Raw genomic sequence first — 18,662 nt, forward strand, 5'->3', positions numbered from 1 at the left:
CCTTCATTACAATTAACCTTTAGCCTTGGTTGATGATATCTCATAGATATGAAGTGAAGAGAAGACCAGATCTGTATTTTCTGCATGAGCAGAGATGCCTTGGCAATCCGCATCCGGATAGATCAGATCCGTGATAACCGCCTGACCATCATTTGCAAATACCTCCACAGATGAATGATCTACAAAGATACGCAAACTTTGATTTCCATCCACTTCTTTTAACTCAGCTGTATGACGGCTCAGGAAAAGTTCATGAAAATTGCCGATGCCCGATCGACTACGATCAACGTACACTTCACTTCGGATCGAGTCTACACCAACGACCGTTTCGTGATCTGCGCCGCTTCTTAGTGCAAAATGGAACGTCTGATCCTGAGCCCACTCTGCATGGATCTCATAGTTCACGAGTTGCAATGCGTTCAACTGCTCACTCACTTGCTGAATCGAAGCATCCTGTAGGGACAATACTGGCGTACGGGCTTGCTCAAGTTCACGTGCAGGACGTTGAATCAATATAACTTCTCCCGCTCTTGTCTCCAGTGTCAACTCCCGGGCAATGGTCATTGCTCCACGGTAATCATTGGTTGGCGTCTGGTTGGCATACATCCAGTTGCTCATCCAGCCGATAATGAGGCGTCTTCCATCTTCCTCAGGAACGTCAGACCAACTAACTCCTGCGTAGTTATCCCGACCATAATCAATCCAGCGAATCGTCTGGGATGCCTCGTCTGGGACAAATGTAGTTCCATCAAAATCTCCGGTAAAATATTGTGTTCTGGAGCCTTCAATAAAAGCAGGATCTGCACCGATGCTAACGAGCATCACCCATTTCTCCTGCCCTGAATCTCCATCTACTGCAAGCGGGAACAGGTCGGGGCATTCCCACACGCCATCGTGTGAACCAATACCGGCTCCAAATTCACTTCCTAGCGTCCAATCCTTCAGATTGGGAGAACGATACAGACATACCGTTTGACCACAAGCGATAATCATAACCCACTCCTTGGTCTGCTCATGCCAGAACACTTTGGGATCACGGAAATCAACAAAGGACTCATGCTTTAATACCGGATTACCCTCGTACTTAGTCCAGGTTCTGCCGTTGTCTTTGCTATACGCCAGACTCTGGGTTTGTATGGCATCTTGGTTTTTAACTTCAAGATGATGGGTGAAAATAGCAACCAATCCTGGCTCACCCTCAAAGAATCCGGTCGTATTATTCCAATCCACTACGGCACTTCCCGAGAATATAGTGCCATTCTCATCGGGGAGTAAAGCTATTGGTAGTTCCTCCCAGGAGATCAGGTCCCTGCTCACTGCATGGCCCCAATGCATGGGGCCCCATGTAGTTCCATGTGGGTGATGCTGATAGAACAAGTGATACTCCCCATTGAAAAACACCATGCCGTTCGGGTCGTTCATCCACTTCTCTTTTGGTGAAAAATGGTATTCATTTCTGTAATCTTGTTTAAGAATTGTCGACATTATGGTTTCTCCTCCGTACTTTTCTTTATTTGTTATTACGGTCATATCCCGCTTGTTTAATCTGTAGCCATTCTTGCAATCCAAGGCGATCCAACTCTTTCAAGTAAGCATCCCATTCCTGATCTATTTTCCCGTTCTGATACCATTCTGTACGCAGACGTAACACGTAGGCGAAGAGATCGGTCTCAATCGTGGACAATCGATCCAGTTCATCAATGGAGAAGAACACACTTGGATATACGTTCTCCGCTTTCATATGCGGAACCATAACCTTGTCGAGAAGTTCCATGCGCCAAGCCGCATCTTCCGGTTTGGTTGTGTATTTGTCATAATAACTGTCGAGAATGGCCAATGGTCCTGCGATACTGGTTTTTTGTCTGAGTTCCACAGGTGCAGATCCTTCCAGTGGAAGATGTTTCAGCATCCCTTTGGCTTCATCGAATTCAAAAATATTTTGCTGACTCTCGTCTCCATAGGTACCCCAGTTGTTCTGCACAGATTGGAGCGGATCGTACAGTTGGTCTACCCACTTCGCTGTAGATTCCAGGTTTTTATTGCTGCTGGTAATGACCATGCGACCACGATCAAGCCCAATCCCGTTTGTTCTTGTGACATTGACCTCTCCGTTAGGCCCGGCAACAGGAGGCAGAACATCATACGTATCATTCATGCCTGTAATGTTAGCCTTATCCCATGTGAAGTACATGCCGTACTTATTATCCTTGCCTTTCGCAAGATACGTGTTCCAATCCTGCTGGTACGATTCGACATCCACGAGGCCTTCCTTAACCAGCTCATGAATGTATTTAACCGCTTCCTTGTAGCCTTCATCAGCTGCCGTGAAGACCACTTTCCCATCATTGGTTACCACGGTATGATCCCAGTTCTCTCCGAGTCCAAATGCCGCAAAGAGAAATGTCAGATCTTCTCCGCCCGGTTTGTTAATGAAAGATAACGGAATTTCGTCGGCCTTACCGTTGCCGTTTGGATCTTGAGTTTTGAACGCGATCAATACTTCTTTCAGTTCTTCGGTTGTCGTTGGCATCTTCAGTCCAAGCTTGTTCAGCCATTCCACATTAATCCAGGGCAAGTTATCCACTGCCTGAATCCGTTGTTTGCCACTTCCGAGTTCTTCAATCCATGGGAATGAGTAAATATGTCCGTCTGGAGCCGTGATCATGCTCTTGTATTCGGGAGCTTCCTCCAGCACCTTTTTCAGATTGGGCATGTGTTGTTCAATCATGTCCTCAAGTGGAATGATCGCCCCGTCCTTCGCCAGTTTCAGGAGATCATAATCCCCGTAACCTGCATCAAAAATGGCATCCGGCAAATCACCGCTGGCAACCGCCAGATTTCTTTTTTCTGCAAACACATCACTCGTATAGTTCTTCCAGTTGATATGCACATTGGTTTTCTCTTCGAGACGCTTGTTAATCAGCTTGTCGTTTGGATCAGCGGGAGCCAGCGGAGAGCTCTGTGTTATAAAATTCAATGTCACCTTGCCATCAGGGGATTGCGCCTCACTTGCCGCGCCGCCTCCACCTCCGCCACAGGCGGTTAAAAAGAGCATTGCAGATAACATGGAAATGGACGCCGTTGTAACGGCTTTTCTGGACTTGTTTACTTTTTTCATAATAATGACCTCCATGAGTTGGATTGGATCAACTTACTGTATCGCAGGCTGTTCACTATTTGAGGGAACCGACCATGACACCTTTTTCGAAATACTTCTGGAAAAACGGGTACATGATGATGAGTGGCAGACTCGAAATGACAATCGCTGAGTATTTAATCATCTCGGAGAGCCGTTTCAGTTCTGCCATCGCGAGCTGATCACTGATCATGCCCGGTGCAGCCTGATTCTGAATCAGAATGGAACGCAGAACGAGCTGTAACGGATGCAGGTTCGGATTATCGAGATAGATCATTGCATCAAAATAGGAATTCCATTGCCCAACGAACGCATAAAGTGCGAGTACAAAAATGATCGGTTTCGACAACGGAATGACGATCTGGAAGAAAATCTTCATCTCAGAGGCGCCATCCACGTTAGCAGCTTCTTTCAGTTCTCGAGGGACTCCTTTGAAAAAGGTTCTGGAGAGAATGATGTTCCAGACGTTAACGGCTCCAGGGATAATGATCGCCCACACCGTATCAAGCATGCCGAGATTACGTATGAGTAGATAAGTAGGGATTAATCCCCCGCCGAAGAACATCGTAATGATAAAGATAATCATGAAAAATCCACGTCCCGCGAGCCTATCATCCGACAATGCATAACCTGCAAATATGGATACGGTCACGGTGATCAATGCAAAGGAAACCGAGTACAATACCGCATTTGCAAACCCCCGGATCATGGCTGGATTGGACAAAATCATCTGATATCCGTCCAGACTCCAGTCCGATACATTAAAGGACAGTCCACGATTCAGTAACACCGTGGGGTCCATGAATGAGGCGATAACAATATAAATCAGGGGAACAACCACAACCAGTACAGCACAGGTGAGAAAGATGGCATTGAGTGTGAGGATCAACCGATCCATTCCCGTGTGTTTAACAACCATGGATAATACTCCTTTCCTAATAGAGGCCTTCGCCTTCATTCAATTTCTTCACAATCAGGTTCACCGTCACCAGCAAAATCACATTGATAACCGAGTTGAACAATCCAACTGCCGCAGAATAAGCGTAATCTCCAGACTGTAGTCCCACCTTGTAGACATACGTGGCAATAATCTCGGAGGAAGGCAGGTTCATGGACGTCTGCATCAGATAGGCCTTCTCAAATCCAATGGACATAATCCCGCCAGCTGCAAGGATAAAGACGATGGCCATAATCGGACGAATCGTTGGAAGGTCAATGTGGCGAATACGCTGAAGGAGATTCGCTCCATCCAGATTAGCCGCATTGTGAAGCTCCGGATCAACATTGGCCAAAGCCGCGACGTATATGATGGAAGCCCAGCCCGCTCCGGTCCAGATATCGGACAAAATGTAGATCCAGCGGAAATATTCCGGTTCAGACATGAACATGATCGGCTGACCTGTAATCCATGTGGCTAATTGATTAATTGGCCCTGTCGGTGAGAGGAAGATGAACAGCATACCCACAACAACAACAACCGAGATGAAATTGGGTGCGTACAGAAACAATTGAATATTTTTCTTGATGCCAGCTTTGCGTACCTGATTCAGCATGAGTGCCAGTAAAATAGGCACCGGGAAACTGAATATCAATCCCAAAAAGCTGAGTTTAAGCGTATTCATTAAAATGATATCGAAATTGGGTGAAGCTATAAATTTCTCAAAATGCTTCAGTCCTACCCAATCACTACCCATGATGCCTTTGATCGGACTGAAATCCTTAAACGCAATGATGGCTCCGTACATCGGAATGTACTTGAAGATAAGAGTCAAAATTAAGGCTGGTGCAAGCAACATATATAAAAAGTAATTTTTTTTGAGCTGCTGTAACCTATGACCGCTAGTCGTCCTCACTTTCAGTACCCTTCCTTCGCCCTTTTTGCTGTCGGCTATGTTATCCAACACGATACCCCCGTTCATTCTAGAAGTTGACAATTGTTTTCAGTAAGGGCTTTCAATATTTACAATTGCCTATTTGATAATTTACAATTTATCAGGTTTCAACGGATTTAGTCAATACGTTTTGTAAAAAAATATTTGTGCATTTGATCATTTCACCTTTGCATTAATGTAACTAAAGAGGATTAAATTTGCATATATACAGCGCTGAATCGTTAATATCCGCATAGATATTTCTATATCATGACTGTAATAGATTATCATTGTTACACTAATTAACAAAACTTCTGGAACAATTATGAAAATAGAATTCGACTATCTAAATGTAAATGTAATTGTGCATTTGTAAAACAGAGATTGCTATTTGTCCCGTTCTATTATACATTTGACTTAGAGAAGAATATGGATGACTATTGAGGATTAGAGGTGAAGCATTAGATGGCAAAGGAAAAAGTCACGATACAAGACATCGCTGATGCTTTGGGGATCTCCAGGAATACGGCTTCCAAAGCATTAAATGATAGCGGAAACATCCCGGATGAGACCCGAAATCGTGTAATTAAAAAAGCAATTGAACTTAAATATAAACAGTTTGCCTATATGGACAATGAGCATGTTCTAACCAAGGCTCCGGGCAATATCGCCCTGTTAACTGAAAACCTGCCTAATACATCTCACTTTGGTTCGTTGTTAATCAGTGGTCTGGAGAAAAGAATCAGTGCGGAGGGATACAATCTCTCGATTCATATCGTGCGTGAAGACGATCAAGATACACTTACACTTCCCAACAATTTTGATATAGCCAAAGTGGACGGCATCATTTGCATTGAATTATTTGATCTGGAATATACACAATTGATTACCGATCTGGGCATCCCCACCATCTTTATCGATTGCGCTTCCAACATATGTTATCCCGAATTCCAAGCAGATCTGCTACTCATGGAGAATGAACATAGCATCTACCAGTTAACCACAAAATTAATTGAGAGCGGCTACACAAGTGTCGGATTCGTCGGGGATTACAATCACTGCAAGAGCTTTAATGAACGATGGGTTGGATATCAGCGTGCTATGCTGGAGGCGGGGTTGCAGGTCGATCTGTCCCATTGCATCGTAGATAATGATCGCCTGTGTTTCTCCAAGCCAGGATGGTTGAACCAGCGAGTGGCAGAGCTGGCCTCCCTACCTTCCGCTTACGTATGCGCTAATGACTTTATAGCAGTTGATCTGATTAGAGCGTTAAAAGACAGAAATGTCGCTGTGCCACAGGATATTGCGATATGCGGATTCGATAATGCACCCCAATCTCGAATTATTGAGCCTGCATTAACGACGGTTCATATTTATAGCAATGAGATGGGCATTAAGACTGCGGAGATGCTGTTATCCCGGATTAATAGCCCGACACAGCCGTATCAGGTCTCCCACATTGTGACCAAACCCATCATCAGGGAGTCCACACCAGCAATCATGGCCGATCATTCTCAGATGGTTCATAGTTCTGCAAAATAAAAAAAAACGTATGTCTCACGAGTAACAGCTCGTGAAGCATACGTTTTTTTGTGGTTTCGATTTGGTTGGATGAAAACTCTATCCTATCCATCGCGGCCTAAATAAAAATCATCTCGCGATTAGATCTCTTTCAAGATGCCTTTTACAAGTCCGATAAAGGTTGTTTTCACTTGCGCAGCCACTTCAATAACTTCATCATGACTTAACGGCTGATCCAAAATACCACATGCCATGTTGGTCAGACAGGAAATGCCCAGTACCTTCATACCGCCATGAATGGCAACAATGGCTTCAGGTACCGTGGACATCCCCACTGCATCCGCACCCATCGTACGAATCATGCGAATCTCCGCTGGTGTCTCATATGCCGGGCCACTCCACCATGCATAGACACCTTGCTGCAAGCCAACATTCTGCTCTTCTGCAACCTTAAGGGCAATACTGCGCAGTTCACGATTGTATACCTGTGATACGTCTGGGAAACGAACACCCAGTTCGGCGTTATTCGGCCCCATCAACGGGTTATTGCCTACAAGGTTAATATGATCTGTAATGAGCATCAGTTGACCCGGCTCAAAGCTTGTGTTGATGGCTCCGCAGGCATTGGTGATAAGCAATTGCTCGACACCCAGCGCCTTCATGATCCGAACGGGGAAAGTCACTTCGTCCAATGTAAAACCTTCATAATAATGAAGGCGGCCTTTCATCGCTACAACCGTTTTGCCCATCAGTTCACCAATAACCAATTCATTGGCATGACCGATAGCCTCCGATTGAGCGAAATACGGAATATCTGTATACGGAATAACGGTCGCATTTTCAATCTCGTCCGCGAGCGCTCCCAGTCCCGAACCCAGAATCATGCCTACGGCAGGTTTGGTATGGATTCGGTTTAATATGTAATCTCTTGCTTCCTGAATATGTGCGGATTGATGCATAATGATATCCTCCTGATGATCTGAATTGAGTTAACAAAAACTGAGTTAATGAGGTGTTACTCATCAAGTGTAATGAACAATGGTCATGATGTAAATGGAAGCTGTTCTATATACAATAAAAAAAACGACCCTATGCTCCAGAATCGTTTAAAACATGGACATACCCTATTCCAATGTATATTTGTTTCTACTTTTCATGTAATCGATTGTCATGATCAGTAACAGCATCAATGTTGCAAACATCAGCGGTTTGGCAAAAGTACCTTCTTCAAAGATATAATAACTAAATGCAAAATTTCCGGCAAAAGTAATTAAATAGTTTCGGATGTAATCCATCTTCTCATCTCTTTTCAGGAAAGAATTTGGTTCGCCATTTCTTCAACCCTATCACAAAATTCCATTTAGTACCATATTTTTTTATCATCCACACAAATCAACGCCTCAATCACGCACGAGATAGCCGCACTGTATAATCTATATTGACTACAGCAAAAAATCGGCCACATCGTGACCGATTCTCTCCACTTCCCTGATGTTCAGGACATAGGGTTAATGATACGCCAAAATGATTCCTTAGGTTGCAACTGCTGATCAAAAACAAAGGGCCAATTTTTGCGTCCGCGTACCGGGAAATGGTCTAACCATGTATAATTGTCCGCTACTCCCCAGAACGTCACAGAGGTAATGGATGATTTATACTCACGGAACAAATTAAAGATTTCTTCATATCGACGCTCCTGTAGCTCACCCATCTCTGAAGTTGGCGCGGTGAGGTCCGTTCGACGATCCTCATGACGAAACACGGACATATCCAGCTCCGTAACATGCAACTGCACATCCAGTGAAGCATAACGCTCAATAGCCATTCGGATCTCCTCAATTGAAGGACCATGAATATTCCAATGCCCCTGCAACCCAATCCCGTGTACAGGCGCTCCCTTGTCCAGCAAAGACCGAACCAGATTGTAGATCTTCTCCCGCTTGACCGGATCCGTCTCATTGTAGTCATTATAGAAAAGAAGAGCATTTGGATCAGCTTCATGAGCCATACTGAACGCTTGCAGCAAATAATCTTCCCCCACCAGCTCTAACCACTTCGTGTCCCGCATGAACAGGTCGGTCTTATCTTCAACAGCTTCATTGACGACATCCCACGCATATATTTGCCCCTTATACCGACCTACTACCGTATCAATATGTTGCTTCAAGCGAGATAATAACAGCTCTCTGGAAGCGGGAGCACCTGAGGTATCCTCAAAGACCCATTTCGATGTTTGATTATGCCAGACCAAAGTATGTCCGCGAACCCCAATCCCTTGGGCAACAGCAAAATCAACAATTTTATCCGCCGCCTCAAATGAATAACGATCCTCTTCCGGGTGAATTTCTTCGAATTTCATCTGATTTTCAGCCGTGATACTATTGAAGTGTTTGGCAATGAAATCTCCTTCGGACTGCAACATTCTGGTATGTACAGCAGCACCTATTTTAAACGTATTAGCGTACGCAGCATGTAGTGATGGAATTTCAGTTGGCATTTACAATTCCTCCCTGCCATTTTTTATCCATCATATCGTTTGTTGAATACGCTTACAATGAACAAATTATACTTCTTCCCCCTCATATTTAACTATTTATGATCCCGGGCCCTGTTTACACAACAAAAACACCTCCACGTATGTTCCACTGCTCATCGCAACAGATCATTTCTTAGAAGGTGTTTGTGATCGGGCTGTTCAATTAAATTCAACTCATATACAAAGAGGATATGAAGCCTTACAGCTTGTCCACCTGTAACAAGGTCACCTGTTTCACTGTGCATGCCGGGTTAATTTGTTCCTCGGACAGAATGTTCAGCTTGATCAGGCTTTTCAGCTTATGGCTGTCTACCTTGGACAACAATCGCCAGATGTCCGGGTCTGGAAGAGAAGCATACAGCTTCTGATCATCGTATTCCTTCCGGTTTTGAAGCACTGTTTTCACGGTGTAACCACCAACCTGCGTCTCATAGACCCCTTGTTCTGTACAATACGCGACAATCTCATCTCGTAGTACACACAACTGCTGCTCAATATCTTTTTGCTGCTGTTTCAGTTCAAAGTAAGTTTGCACTTTCTGCTCCATATCAATCACGCTCCTCTACTATCATAGGTATGCGAGGATCGCTAGTTTAGGACTGACTGTTTATTTTATTTAAAAAAAGTGGTCTTTCTATTACTTAATCGTATACTGTCGTCATTGTGTATCCCCGTATTACGATTACAGCAGATGTTCATTCAAATACGGATTATGGACAGCCATGTTGTGAACCCTTTCCATTACATCTGGCCCCATGGGGACATCCCCAACGCGCTTTAACAGAATCCAGCGAAGACAAGCTACAGCTTCAAAAACCTGCTCCTCTTCCAGCGTGTACGTATAACTTGCAGAACGTGCAAATTGAGCGCGATACATCTCGCCATAACTTTCCCCATTATAGACGGTGATCAGAAACACAGACCATGCCATATCGTACCTTGGATCACCATATTGCCCATTAGTCCAATCGATGATGGTGTAATGGTCATCCATCTCAAGAATGTTTCCCAGATTATAATCGCCATGAATCAAGCGATCCTGTCTGATCTGGACCTGCTGGATCAAGTTTGCCAGAAGATCATTTATATCGTCATGTAATTCAATTTGAGGAAAAAAGTATTGAACAAAATCGTACCTGAATATGTATTCTTCATCTTCTCCAGTACCTACTTCATTCACCGGATAACGATGGACCTCCATTAATCGCTCAGCCAAATGTGTCAGTTTGGTTTGTGTCAATTGGGTAACCGGCTTTCCGTCATAGCTTGTTAATAGCACTTGATTCTCTTGCTCGTCTAATCCCCAACCGTAGGGTTTGGAAACACGAATTCCACTTTGATAAAGCTTGGACAATAGTCGATATTGTTTGGCGATATCCGGTTTAGAATCCTTGTCCCAGACTTTCAAGACGTACCGCTGATCTCCCATTTCGATTTTCATCACAGTTGCTTCTAGTCCAGGTGACAAGGGAATGCTCTGATACTCCTGTTTAATCACCTGCTGAATACGTTCATCTAGTTCTACCCAATTCACCTGGCTAAGTTGAATCGTCATCGGTCTCCTCCTTCCATGATACACAAGATTAGATTATAATCGTTTATCAAATACCTTCTGCCATTTCTTCTCTTCATATCCGATAGCTATATAAAACCGATGTGCAGATTCCCTTTTTCCGTTACAACGTACCCGAATGTTATCAAAGCCGTTAACCCGAGCCCACTCCTCGCATTCGCTCATGATTATCTTACCAATCCCCATCCCTTGATGAATCCCATCCACAACTAGTCCACCAATCTCGGCAAAAGATGGACTCTCAATGGAATGTCTTCCCTGTACATGGCCCCAGCCTACGACCCTCGAATCAATCTCAGCCACACATACATAATGGTCTGGTAAGGAAGAGAGAAGAGTTAGTCTCTCCTTGATTTCTTCAGTTGTGCTGACATAACCCAGTTGATGGGATAATTGACTCATCACTTCGCCATCCTGAATCGTAGCTCTCCTGCAATGAATCATCACTTCTCCTCCGTTCATTCATGTCATGCCGCTCTCTCCCTGTTAGTCAGGTATAATCAGGCCTTTGCCAATGACATTGGCGGATACTGGCTGTTTGCCCAATTCTCTGGCCCATACCGACAGCTGTCCCATATGGTGAATCTCATGGGCGATCACATGTCGCATAACTTCTCCCCATGAATATGTACTGGTCTTGCCAGCTGAGCGATAATCAATAAAAGCTCTTTTTTCCATACTCGAATCCCATGCTGTAACCAATGCCTCCACATTAGGACGTAACTTGCGATCGAGTCGCCTTACCGCCTCAAGATTCTGGTAGTTCGCAAAATCTTCTGCATCATCCGGTTTGCCCTGAAGCAACTGAAGCCAGCTCCACTCTACATCAATGATATGAAATAATGTTTGTAATATGTTGCCTACTCCGCCCGTGCGAGGCCGAAGCAATTCTTCAAGCGGTACATCTTCACACCACACATACCATTGCTCACGCACCATCCAGTTATAACGAAAGAATGTTTCCATTGGTATATTCCCCTTTATCGGCTATATTTTTCAGAGAGATTTGATCAATTCTGTATTGGCAAAGGTATCCTCCGAATGTTTACACTTACCACTCCGATGACAGAACAACCTTCCAATCGCTGTTATCCCCAGAGTTTTTTGATTCATTTTATAATGGGAAACTCCGGGGATAAGCCTATGCTTCCGATGCAGCTTTCTTTCAGAAAGCTTTTAGGCGAACACTTCGCTTCTTCAGGTTTTTTCTGTCCTCTCCGTTTCGTGTAAATATTCTGTTGAATTTATTTAGTTAATTTCTTTTTTATATACAAGATTACATGAATACCTGCATAAATAAACAGGACATTGAACAAATATAGAAGTACATTTAAATAGATGCCAGATATAAACCAGATTGTTCCCTCAGAATTAGCATAATGATAATCCGTAAAGAATCGGAGCGGGAAACCATACTCTGTTCGGAACGGTCCATCTTCAGTATGTAAAGTTCCGGGTATACATAGGATTGCTAATACAGCAAGCCAGGCTGATAGATTCATTATTCTTTTGTTAATCGTCAATACATCTCCCCCTTATTCAACACTAACGGTATCTTCACCAAAATACGTGCCTTTCAACTTTTGATCCATAAAGTCTCTTAAGTCCTTTTGATCAAGTATATATTTCGAATCTCTATTAAATCTGCTTTTTGTGGATACAACAATCTGTTTCCGATTGTATTGAATCGTAACTTTAGCGTTATGCTTTAATTTCAAAGCAATTCCCGCACTAATACTTCCTATGACATCATCTACTGGTATTTTGGCTGATTCCGGGGCTGCATTCAGCCAGCCGACTATACGGCTAATGTCTTCTTTACTTAACGTAACATTGTCAATGCTAACGTGTGCTCTACCATCGCCTGTCCTGGTGTACACGACTATGCTCATCTCTGTGTTTATCACTTGATTTCTTGAAATCGGCTTATTTGGATCAGGGTTACTCGTGATTAGAAAATACAGAAACATGATTGCCGCACCTATGAAAAACCAGAATCGCCTACGTTTTCCTAGCATTACAGCGCATTCTCCATATCCACCACGTTGGCAAACAGTCTCAGTACCGTATTGTGATGTGCAATGATCTGCTCTGCTTGAAGCGTCTTTGAATTCCATGTGCTGTGCGCATCTTGAACCAGATTGACCGTGTATCCCAGACTGTACGCTCTGCGGCATGTCGTGTCTACACATACCTCGGTCTGAATTCCCGTAAGGACTAACTCCTTCACGCCATTATCTTGCAATTTCAGATGCAGATCGGTTTTGTGAAACGAATCCGGTGTCTCTTTTTCGATAACAAGGTCACCAGCTATAGGTGCAATGGACGGATGGATATCCCACCCCGGTGTTCCTCGTTCCAGTGGACTGCCTGCCCCTTCGCTGTGCTGGATATATATGATGGAATGCCCTGCTTCACGGGCCCTGGCAATTAACACCTGGATCTTCTGAAGCAATCGTTCCCCCTGATATACGGGATCTGCTTCATCAAACATCGCTACCTGTACGTCAATGATTAGAAGTGCACAATGCGTTGTCATCTTGCTTTCCTCCTGACAAATCAATTTAATTCAACTCTTTTTTCTTCGTACCTTTAACAAAACTTCCAATCCCATATCAATCAGTACAAATAGAATAGCAGCAAGAACGCCGAATAAGGTCAGAACTAACGTCTCTTTGAAATCCAAGATTGCTTCTCCTGCGCCCATGACCACATAATAAATATACATGCCTAAAACTCCAGCACATGCATAGCCTAATATCCTCGTACTTAGATACAACACATGATTAGGGAATTGTATTCGGCTGAGCAGATAGTCTAACAATATCGATAAAGGTAGCCCGATCAACAGGATCAAGGGAGTCGCGTATATCGGATAAATAAGAATGTATAAATCAAAACTGTAGGTTTCATTCATCGATATGAGACTTGCAGCCAAAGTAAAACAAATGATGGTTAGAACGGTTGTCATCAGCTTTCTTCCCATGTTCATCTCATCACTCCAATACAGTTATCTCTATTCATTGGATGTGCTCATGCGTCAGATTTTGCCGGCTGCCATTCGATTTCTTGAGACCAACGATGTGCTCTCTGTAATATGCTCCACACCATTGGTCCTTTTCCTTCAACATATTTGGGACGCTCATCTTTATACAATGACATGAGTCTGTGCTTTTCTTCTGCATAGTTCAAACAATCTTCTGGATGCTCCCTTAAATAGTCTCTGAACAGCAAGGTCATCCGCTCGGAGAAACTGCCTACTTGTCTAACGTGAATATGTATCCTTCTGTTTCCGGGTTCTTCACGAAAGTAACGTTTAGTCTTATCTGGATTTTCTGCTCTAAATACAAAACCTACTGTTTCGATCTCACGTTTGTAGTCCAACAAATTTTCATACTGGGAAACAGATATTTGTATATCTATGATGGGTTTGGCATCTATACCAACAATTGAAGTGGACCCAACATGGTCAATCCGCACAGCCTTTTCTCCTAACGCTTCTCTTAATTTCGAACCCGTTTCGAGAAACAAATCACCCCATTTCGGATCATACTTTGCAATTCTCCATTGATCCTCCATACAACTCCTCCTTGGTTATCCAATCAAGCTATATAATTAAATAACACGTTCTTTTGACCTTTTGTTACATTCAGACTATTTTAAAGACTCAATAGAGAGATCATCCGAAGTCATCATTATTTATTCCGAGTTCTATTTGTTTTCTGGATTCAATAATGTATTCGTATACATCATCAATTTCTGCTATTCCTTTTATATTCTCCTTTAGCAGTTCAATAATTAAATGATTATCACTCTCTCGCATCTTTATATCTTCCATATAATTATCGTTATAGTCATTCGTAAAATCTAATTTATTCTTATAAAACCGAAATCTTTCCAACACATAAATTTCTTTAAGATTAATAAATAATGCTATAAAATCCTTAAGGTTTCTGGCCACTAACGTTACTTGATTCCCAAATGCCGTAGGTTGAATAAAGATAATAGGCGCTTCTTCCAAATCACTAATGGATCTGTTGAACGTGAAAAAAGCAAAATGGTCACCATCTGCCCCTGTTCTTCCAAATATGATGGCATCATCTGGCGTACAATAGTATCTATCATCATCATTGTTAAAACTAATATAAAAACCCATATAATCGTCGATGGTTCCAACATGTTGTTCACGTAATTTCTTATCTATTCGAACGATGTCTACTAAGGATTCTGGCATTTTATAATGTACTTGCAAGTTTAAATCACTCTCTTCTATTGGCATTTATTAATATATCTATATTTTGACACAAATTAAAAAAAAGAGAAGGACCCTTAGGCCCTTCCCTTAACTTCTTAATGATAATCACACTTGAAATTTGTAAACTCAGCTGAAGTATCTTGCCCACTCGCGTATAACCCAATGAGTACGCCTGTAAAACCTCCTGCCACCTCCGAGGATAGGTATCTCGTCTGTGCCGTGCCTAGCAGAATCTCTTCACCATCTGTTTGAAACAGGAAACTGTAGCGTTCTTGGTTTGAGCGGATCACCAGCGTTGCATGCTGTTTATTTCCCAGATCCACTTCATGTTCTCTCGATTTGATATCACCGATATTTAGACGCTCGATCACCTTATAACCGTCCTGCTCCTGACGAATAGCCACTTCATAATGATGATTCTCATCCATGTAGATCGTGATCCCGGCTTCTCCACTCGTCAGACTAACATCGACAGAAATCGTAGCATTAAAGTCTTTTTGACGTAACCCAATGAACGTTGGGGATGCCGGAACGTCCAGCGTTACATCGGTTCCTGTTAGCGTAAGCTTATCTGATTCGAGCTGATAATACTCTGTATTTGGATGACGAAGATAACACCAGTCGAGGTTCCAGTCTGTATTTTCAAACGTGTAATTCTTCTTATCCTGCTGGATCACCGTTTCAGGAATACGATTGGTCTCAAAACTCGTCAGTGTTGTGCCTTCATGCCCGGCTGTAAACCATCCGTCTTCACCAAACGTAATTGGAGTAAGAAATACTTCTCGGCCCAGATGATGGTATGTAGCCCATCTGCCGATCTGTCGGAATCCCAAGTGGAAAAGCCACCAGTTCCCCAGATCATCCTGAACCAGATCACCATGCCCCACACCCTGGAGCTCATACCCGCCCAGATTACGGTTGGTTAGAACCGGATTGTGCGCATAGGCTTCGAACGGTCCCGAAGAAGAAGTGCTCCGAGCATACGTAACCATGTGACCATACTCCGTGCCGCCTTCGGCTGCAAGCAGGTAATAATAACCGTTCATTTTATAGAGATGCGGGCTTTCCAGATATCGTCCACCTGTTCCGTTCCATATCGAACGACTCGGGGTCAGTTTGCGGCCAGTTTCAATCTCAAGCTCACACTGGACAATTCCGCCAACGCCTTCATCATCCACGCCATTACTCATAAATAAGGTTTTTCCATCTTCAAAATACAAATCGGGATCAATCCCACCTTGATCCACATAAATAGGCTCAGACCATTCTCCGTAAATATCGTCCGTCCAGACATAGAAATTCTGATGTGTCGTATCATTCGTTGTGACCATATAAAAACGCCCGTCATTATGCCTGATGGTTGGGGCAAATACACCCCCGGAGCTGTTCACCGTCTCGAGCTGAATCTGGCTTTTACGAGTCAGGCAGTGACCAATCTGCTTCCAATTGAGCAGATCCTTGCTTTCAAAGAGCGGTACGCCCGGAAAATATTGAAAAGAACTGCACACCATATAGTATGTATCGTGCACCTTAATCACACTAGGGTCTGGATAAAAACCTTTTACAACAGGGTTATTGTATTTCATTACTCCACTCCATCTCTTATTATAAAATTCACAAATATAAGAATTCAACTTTGTAACAACTACAAAAATTAAACACCATCGGGTGTAAACTTGCAATGAATCTGAATTGCATCTTGGAGTTAATTTTATTAAATTAATATATATATGATTTTAGAAGATTGAGGATAGGGAGTTGTACAGATGATCAAAGCAAATCGGGAGCCCCAGTTCCTTCCTTTATATGAGGCGCTAGCAAGTGAAGTCAGATGGAGAATCATGGACATGATTGCAGATCGCGAAATGAACGTGAAGGATATTGCCGCAGCATTAGAGCTTAGCCCCTCCATTGTCACGATGCATATTCGCAAACTGGAGGATGCGGTTCTAATTGGGAGCAGGCGAGTTCGGATCAACGGAGGGACGCACAAATTATGTTACCTCAAGCAAAATCAGATTGAGATCGAGCTGCCATCCCCAAGCCAAACTTCACGAACCAGAGAACAGACGATAGCCGTTGGACACTATACTGCTTTTGATATTCACCCTACCTGTGGTCTAGGAACACTCGAGAAAGAAATCGGCGTATGGGACGATCCACGTTACTTCCTTGATCCTGAGCGGGTACACGCCGCTATCCTGTGGTTTGGGAAAGGTTATGTAGAATATAAAACACCTAACTTTGTACTTCCCGACCAGACAACCGATGCTATTGAAATATCGATGGAACTGGCGTCTGAAGCTCCGGGTTTACGGGATCATTGGCCTTCCGATATTCGTTTCACCTTCAATGGCATTTCTCTTGGAACGTGGACAAGCCCTGCCGACTTTGGCAGAGCAGCACGCGGCAAATATACGCCGGAATGGTGGCATCGTAATGTGAATCAGTATGGATTATTAAAGACCATTCGTATTGATGGTTCCGGTACCTATATGGATGGTGAGTGGATGTCAGACATTACTCTCAAAGATGTCAAACTAGGCGAACCATTCTGGACGCTACGTTTCACGGTTGACGAAGAAAGCCCCAACGTAGGGGGATTAACGATCTATGGTGCCGGTTTTGGTAACCATGATCAGGATATTGTTATACGTGTACTTCAGATCTGAAGTAACCGCTGAGGGGAGGTGGTGATATCATCAGATCTGACATTTAGAAAAATAACCTGTCTATCTGTTAGCAATCATTCTGTGTTTGAAACCACTTTCTTAGCTGATTAATATGAGCTTGATGATAACGGTTATGGTCAGCCATATGCCATAATCCCCAACGTACCGTAGCTTGCTTTTCGTTCTGATGTCCAAAAGTAACTACTCGATCTAGGTCAGCATCTGCTACTTGTGTGCATGTTTCTTTCAGAAGGGTTAATACACCCTCATATTGAGAGATAAGTGTGTCACGTGACACATCTTGAACCAGCGGAAGTCTATTATTTTCATCAGTCATGGGACCATATTGCTCTATTAATGACTGCGGAAGGACAACTCCCTTTATTCTATAAACCCAATTCATATCAACAAACGTAATATGTCGTATTAATTGAGCAGTACTATTAAACTGGTTCTTTTCCCCTTTGTAATCTACCTCTTCTTGCGACATCCCCTCAGTAATCGATTTAAGTCGCTCACTATTCTCTCTTACTGCAGAAAATAACATTCCAACAATAGGTTCCATAATGGCTTCACCTTGTAGATCGTAAATCATAGCATCCTTCCTCGCTTGAATACATGTCTATTTCGATGACTCTCTGATCAGTCTTTGATTCAATTCCCAGATTGCTACTCTATTACTATCCCATTTAAGTATTTCACGAGCTTCTTCATAAGCCACCCATTTATATTCTGAGTGCTCATTGGATGAAGACAGATCCATTTCATCTAGTTCTACTCCAAAGCAATACTCAGGAATAACAAATGTATCAGGTCCCCACATAAAATAACCAACCACATCTACCACGGAGTGAGTCGATCTTGAATTAAGACTCCTGTATTTACTATTTAAAGGGATTCCCGCCTCTTCAAATGCTTCTCTCATAGCTGCTTCTAATGGTTTTTCTTCATCTTCCCCTCCCCCAGCTATGCCCTGCCAGTAACCTTCTCTTGATCTTCGAAAGATAGCGTATGCATAATCATTTGAATCTTTCAACCTGATATAAGGAAAAACTAATATTTGAAATGGTGCTCGAGACACAAGTACATCCCTCCTCT

21 protein-coding genes are annotated in these 18,662 nt (G+C 43.1%); 2 read left to right on the plus strand and 19 right to left on the minus strand.

Annotated features, from left to right (window positions below):
* Window positions 1–12: 12 nt before the first annotated feature.
* The 4 genes from NSQ20_RS24065 to NSQ20_RS24080 are packed head-to-tail and all read right to left on the minus strand — an operon-like array spanning window position 13 to window position 4,932.
* A complete protein-coding gene (locus NSQ20_RS24065) occupies window positions 13–1,485 on the minus strand; it encodes a glycoside hydrolase family 32 protein (protein ID WP_076329105.1) in 1,473 nt (490 codons plus the stop codon).
* A gap of 25 nt (window positions 1,486–1,510) precedes the next feature.
* Window positions 1,511–3,118, minus strand: coding sequence for an ABC transporter substrate-binding protein (locus NSQ20_RS24070; protein WP_143781475.1), 1,608 nt, complete (start codon window positions 3,116–3,118; stop codon window positions 1,511–1,513).
* A 55-nt stretch (window positions 3,119–3,173) separates the two neighbouring features.
* Window positions 3,174–4,055 (minus strand): carbohydrate ABC transporter permease, encoded by an 882-nt coding sequence (locus tag NSQ20_RS24075; RefSeq protein ID WP_036617174.1) that lies wholly within the window; start codon window positions 4,053–4,055, stop codon window positions 3,174–3,176.
* A gap of 16 nt (window positions 4,056–4,071) precedes the next feature.
* Entirely contained in the window at window positions 4,072–4,932 is an 861-nt protein-coding gene (locus NSQ20_RS24080) for an ABC transporter permease subunit (protein WP_223200008.1), read from the minus strand.
* 540 nt (window positions 4,933–5,472) lie between these two features.
* Between NSQ20_RS24080 and NSQ20_RS24085 the strand changes: the two genes are divergently transcribed.
* Window positions 5,473–6,549: a LacI family DNA-binding transcriptional regulator gene (locus NSQ20_RS24085; RefSeq protein ID WP_076329107.1), complete on the plus strand. Its 1,077-nt coding sequence runs from the start codon at window positions 5,473–5,475 to the stop codon at window positions 6,547–6,549.
* A gap of 119 nt (window positions 6,550–6,668) precedes the next feature.
* Here the strand turns inward: NSQ20_RS24085 and NSQ20_RS24090 are convergent, their stop codons facing one another.
* From NSQ20_RS24090 to NSQ20_RS24150, 13 genes are all read right to left on the minus strand, one after another.
* On the minus strand, window positions 6,669–7,487 hold the full coding sequence (locus NSQ20_RS24090) for a purine-nucleoside phosphorylase (RefSeq protein ID WP_036617166.1): 819 nt from the start codon (window positions 7,485–7,487) through the stop codon (window positions 6,669–6,671).
* 165 nt (window positions 7,488–7,652) lie between these two features.
* Window positions 7,653–7,823: a hypothetical protein gene (locus NSQ20_RS24095; RefSeq protein ID WP_179086556.1), complete on the minus strand. Its 171-nt coding sequence runs from the start codon at window positions 7,821–7,823 to the stop codon at window positions 7,653–7,655.
* 200 nt (window positions 7,824–8,023) lie between these two features.
* Entirely contained in the window at window positions 8,024–9,025 is a 1,002-nt protein-coding gene (locus NSQ20_RS24100) for an endo-1,4-beta-xylanase (RefSeq protein WP_076329108.1), read from the minus strand.
* A 238-nt stretch (window positions 9,026–9,263) separates the two neighbouring features.
* A complete protein-coding gene (locus NSQ20_RS24105; protein ID WP_083677505.1) occupies window positions 9,264–9,611 on the minus strand; it encodes a hypothetical protein in 348 nt (115 codons plus the stop codon).
* Window positions 9,612–9,746: 135 nt separating this feature from the next.
* The gene (locus tag NSQ20_RS24110; RefSeq protein ID WP_076329109.1) at window positions 9,747–10,619 is read right to left on the minus strand and encodes an aminoglycoside phosphotransferase family protein; all 873 of its coding nucleotides are present in this window, start codon (window positions 10,617–10,619) and stop codon (window positions 9,747–9,749) included.
* A gap of 33 nt (window positions 10,620–10,652) precedes the next feature.
* Complete coding sequence (locus NSQ20_RS24115) at window positions 10,653–11,081, minus strand: GNAT family N-acetyltransferase (RefSeq protein ID WP_179086557.1); 429 nt, start codon at window positions 11,079–11,081, stop codon at window positions 10,653–10,655.
* A gap of 42 nt (window positions 11,082–11,123) precedes the next feature.
* Window positions 11,124–11,603, minus strand: coding sequence for a DinB family protein (locus NSQ20_RS24120; RefSeq protein WP_076329111.1), 480 nt, complete (start codon window positions 11,601–11,603; stop codon window positions 11,124–11,126).
* Window positions 11,604–12,172: 569 nt separating this feature from the next.
* Window positions 12,173–12,655 carry a hypothetical protein gene (locus NSQ20_RS24125; RefSeq protein WP_076329113.1) on the minus strand — a complete coding sequence of 161 codons (483 nt, stop codon included), beginning with the start codon at window positions 12,653–12,655 and terminating at the stop codon, window positions 12,173–12,175.
* The gene (locus NSQ20_RS24130; protein WP_076329114.1) at window positions 12,655–13,176 is read right to left on the minus strand and encodes a cysteine hydrolase family protein; all 522 of its coding nucleotides are present in this window, start codon (window positions 13,174–13,176) and stop codon (window positions 12,655–12,657) included. The genes NSQ20_RS24125 and NSQ20_RS24130 overlap by 1 nt, the downstream gene beginning before the upstream one ends.
* Window positions 13,177–13,206: 30 nt before the next feature.
* A complete protein-coding gene (locus tag NSQ20_RS24135) occupies window positions 13,207–13,365 on the minus strand; it encodes a hypothetical protein (RefSeq protein WP_218641006.1) in 159 nt (52 codons plus the stop codon).
* 305 nt (window positions 13,366–13,670) lie between these two features.
* Window positions 13,671–14,216, minus strand: a complete 546-nt coding sequence (locus NSQ20_RS24140; protein WP_340031033.1) for a GrpB family protein — start codon at window positions 14,214–14,216, stop codon at window positions 13,671–13,673.
* 100 nt (window positions 14,217–14,316) lie between these two features.
* On the minus strand, window positions 14,317–14,916 hold the full coding sequence (locus tag NSQ20_RS24145; protein ID WP_143760333.1) for a hypothetical protein: 600 nt from the start codon (window positions 14,914–14,916) through the stop codon (window positions 14,317–14,319).
* Window positions 14,917–14,987: 71 nt separating this feature from the next.
* Window positions 14,988–16,478 carry a glycoside hydrolase family 43 protein gene (locus NSQ20_RS24150; protein ID WP_076329117.1) on the minus strand — a complete coding sequence of 497 codons (1,491 nt, stop codon included), beginning with the start codon at window positions 16,476–16,478 and terminating at the stop codon, window positions 14,988–14,990.
* A 180-nt stretch (window positions 16,479–16,658) separates the two neighbouring features.
* Here NSQ20_RS24150 and NSQ20_RS24155 point away from each other — a divergent pair, with 180 nt between their 5' ends.
* Window positions 16,659–17,564 (plus strand): ArsR family transcriptional regulator, encoded by a 906-nt coding sequence (locus NSQ20_RS24155; RefSeq protein ID WP_076329118.1) that lies wholly within the window; start codon window positions 16,659–16,661, stop codon window positions 17,562–17,564.
* Window positions 17,565–17,631: 67 nt separating this feature from the next.
* Here NSQ20_RS24155 and NSQ20_RS24160 read toward each other — a convergent pair whose 3' ends face one another.
* Together NSQ20_RS24160 and NSQ20_RS24165 are read right to left on the minus strand one after the other, a co-directional pair.
* Entirely contained in the window at window positions 17,632–18,159 is a 528-nt protein-coding gene (locus NSQ20_RS24160) for a DinB family protein (RefSeq protein ID WP_076329119.1), read from the minus strand.
* A 27-nt stretch (window positions 18,160–18,186) separates the two neighbouring features.
* Window positions 18,187–18,645 (minus strand): NUDIX pyrophosphatase, encoded by a 459-nt coding sequence (locus NSQ20_RS24165; protein WP_076329120.1) that lies wholly within the window; start codon window positions 18,643–18,645, stop codon window positions 18,187–18,189.
* Window positions 18,646–18,662: the final 17 nt, after the last annotated feature.

This window comes from Paenibacillus sp. FSL K6-1122 (assembly GCF_037977015.1).
Classification (GTDB): Bacteria; Bacillota; Bacilli; order Paenibacillales; family Paenibacillaceae; genus Paenibacillus; species Paenibacillus amylolyticus.

What these genes read in the sequence shown, in the direction of transcription:
- NSQ20_RS24065 (WP_076329105.1), bottom strand. Translation starts at nt 1,485, where the DNA reads ATGTCGACAATTCTTAAACAAGATTACAGAAATGAATACCATTTTTCA.
- NSQ20_RS24070 (WP_143781475.1), bottom strand. Translation starts at nt 3,118, where the DNA reads ATGAAAAAAGTAAACAAGTCCAGAAAAGCCGTTACAACGGCGTCCATT.
- NSQ20_RS24075 (WP_036617174.1), bottom strand. Translation starts at nt 4,055, where the DNA reads ATGGTTGTTAAACACACGGGAATGGATCGGTTGATCCTCACACTCAAT.
- NSQ20_RS24080 (WP_223200008.1), bottom strand. Translation starts at nt 4,932, where the DNA reads ATGTTGCTTGCACCAGCCTTAATTTTGACTCTTATCTTCAAGTACATT.
- NSQ20_RS24085 (WP_076329107.1), top strand. Translation starts at nt 5,473, where the DNA reads ATGGCAAAGGAAAAAGTCACGATACAAGACATCGCTGATGCTTTGGGG.
- NSQ20_RS24090 (WP_036617166.1), bottom strand. Translation starts at nt 7,487, where the DNA reads ATGCATCAATCCGCACATATTCAGGAAGCAAGAGATTACATATTAAAC.
- NSQ20_RS24095 (WP_179086556.1), bottom strand. Translation starts at nt 7,823, where the DNA reads ATGGATTACATCCGAAACTATTTAATTACTTTTGCCGGAAATTTTGCA.
- NSQ20_RS24100 (WP_076329108.1), bottom strand. Translation starts at nt 9,025, where the DNA reads ATGCCAACTGAAATTCCATCACTACATGCTGCGTACGCTAATACGTTT.
- NSQ20_RS24105 (WP_083677505.1), bottom strand. Translation starts at nt 9,611, where the DNA reads ATGGAGCAGAAAGTGCAAACTTACTTTGAACTGAAACAGCAGCAAAAA.
- NSQ20_RS24110 (WP_076329109.1), bottom strand. Translation starts at nt 10,619, where the DNA reads ATGACGATTCAACTTAGCCAGGTGAATTGGGTAGAACTAGATGAACGT.
- NSQ20_RS24115 (WP_179086557.1), bottom strand. Translation starts at nt 11,081, where the DNA reads ATGATTCATTGCAGGAGAGCTACGATTCAGGATGGCGAAGTGATGAGT.
- NSQ20_RS24120 (WP_076329111.1), bottom strand. Translation starts at nt 11,603, where the DNA reads ATGGAAACATTCTTTCGTTATAACTGGATGGTGCGTGAGCAATGGTAT.
- NSQ20_RS24125 (WP_076329113.1), bottom strand. Translation starts at nt 12,655, where the DNA reads ATGCTAGGAAAACGTAGGCGATTCTGGTTTTTCATAGGTGCGGCAATC.
- NSQ20_RS24130 (WP_076329114.1), bottom strand. Translation starts at nt 13,176, where the DNA reads ATGACAACGCATTGTGCACTTCTAATCATTGACGTACAGGTAGCGATG.
- NSQ20_RS24135 (WP_218641006.1), bottom strand. Translation starts at nt 13,365, where the DNA reads ATGTATATTTATTATGTGGTCATGGGCGCAGGAGAAGCAATCTTGGAT.
- NSQ20_RS24140 (WP_340031033.1), bottom strand. Translation starts at nt 14,216, where the DNA reads ATGGAGGATCAATGGAGAATTGCAAAGTATGATCCGAAATGGGGTGAT.
- NSQ20_RS24145 (WP_143760333.1), bottom strand. Translation starts at nt 14,916, where the DNA reads ATGCCAATAGAAGAGAGTGATTTAAACTTGCAAGTACATTATAAAATG.
- NSQ20_RS24150 (WP_076329117.1), bottom strand. Translation starts at nt 16,478, where the DNA reads ATGAAATACAATAACCCTGTTGTAAAAGGTTTTTATCCAGACCCTAGT.
- NSQ20_RS24155 (WP_076329118.1), top strand. Translation starts at nt 16,659, where the DNA reads ATGATCAAAGCAAATCGGGAGCCCCAGTTCCTTCCTTTATATGAGGCG.
- NSQ20_RS24160 (WP_076329119.1), bottom strand. Translation starts at nt 18,159, where the DNA reads ATGATTTACGATCTACAAGGTGAAGCCATTATGGAACCTATTGTTGGA.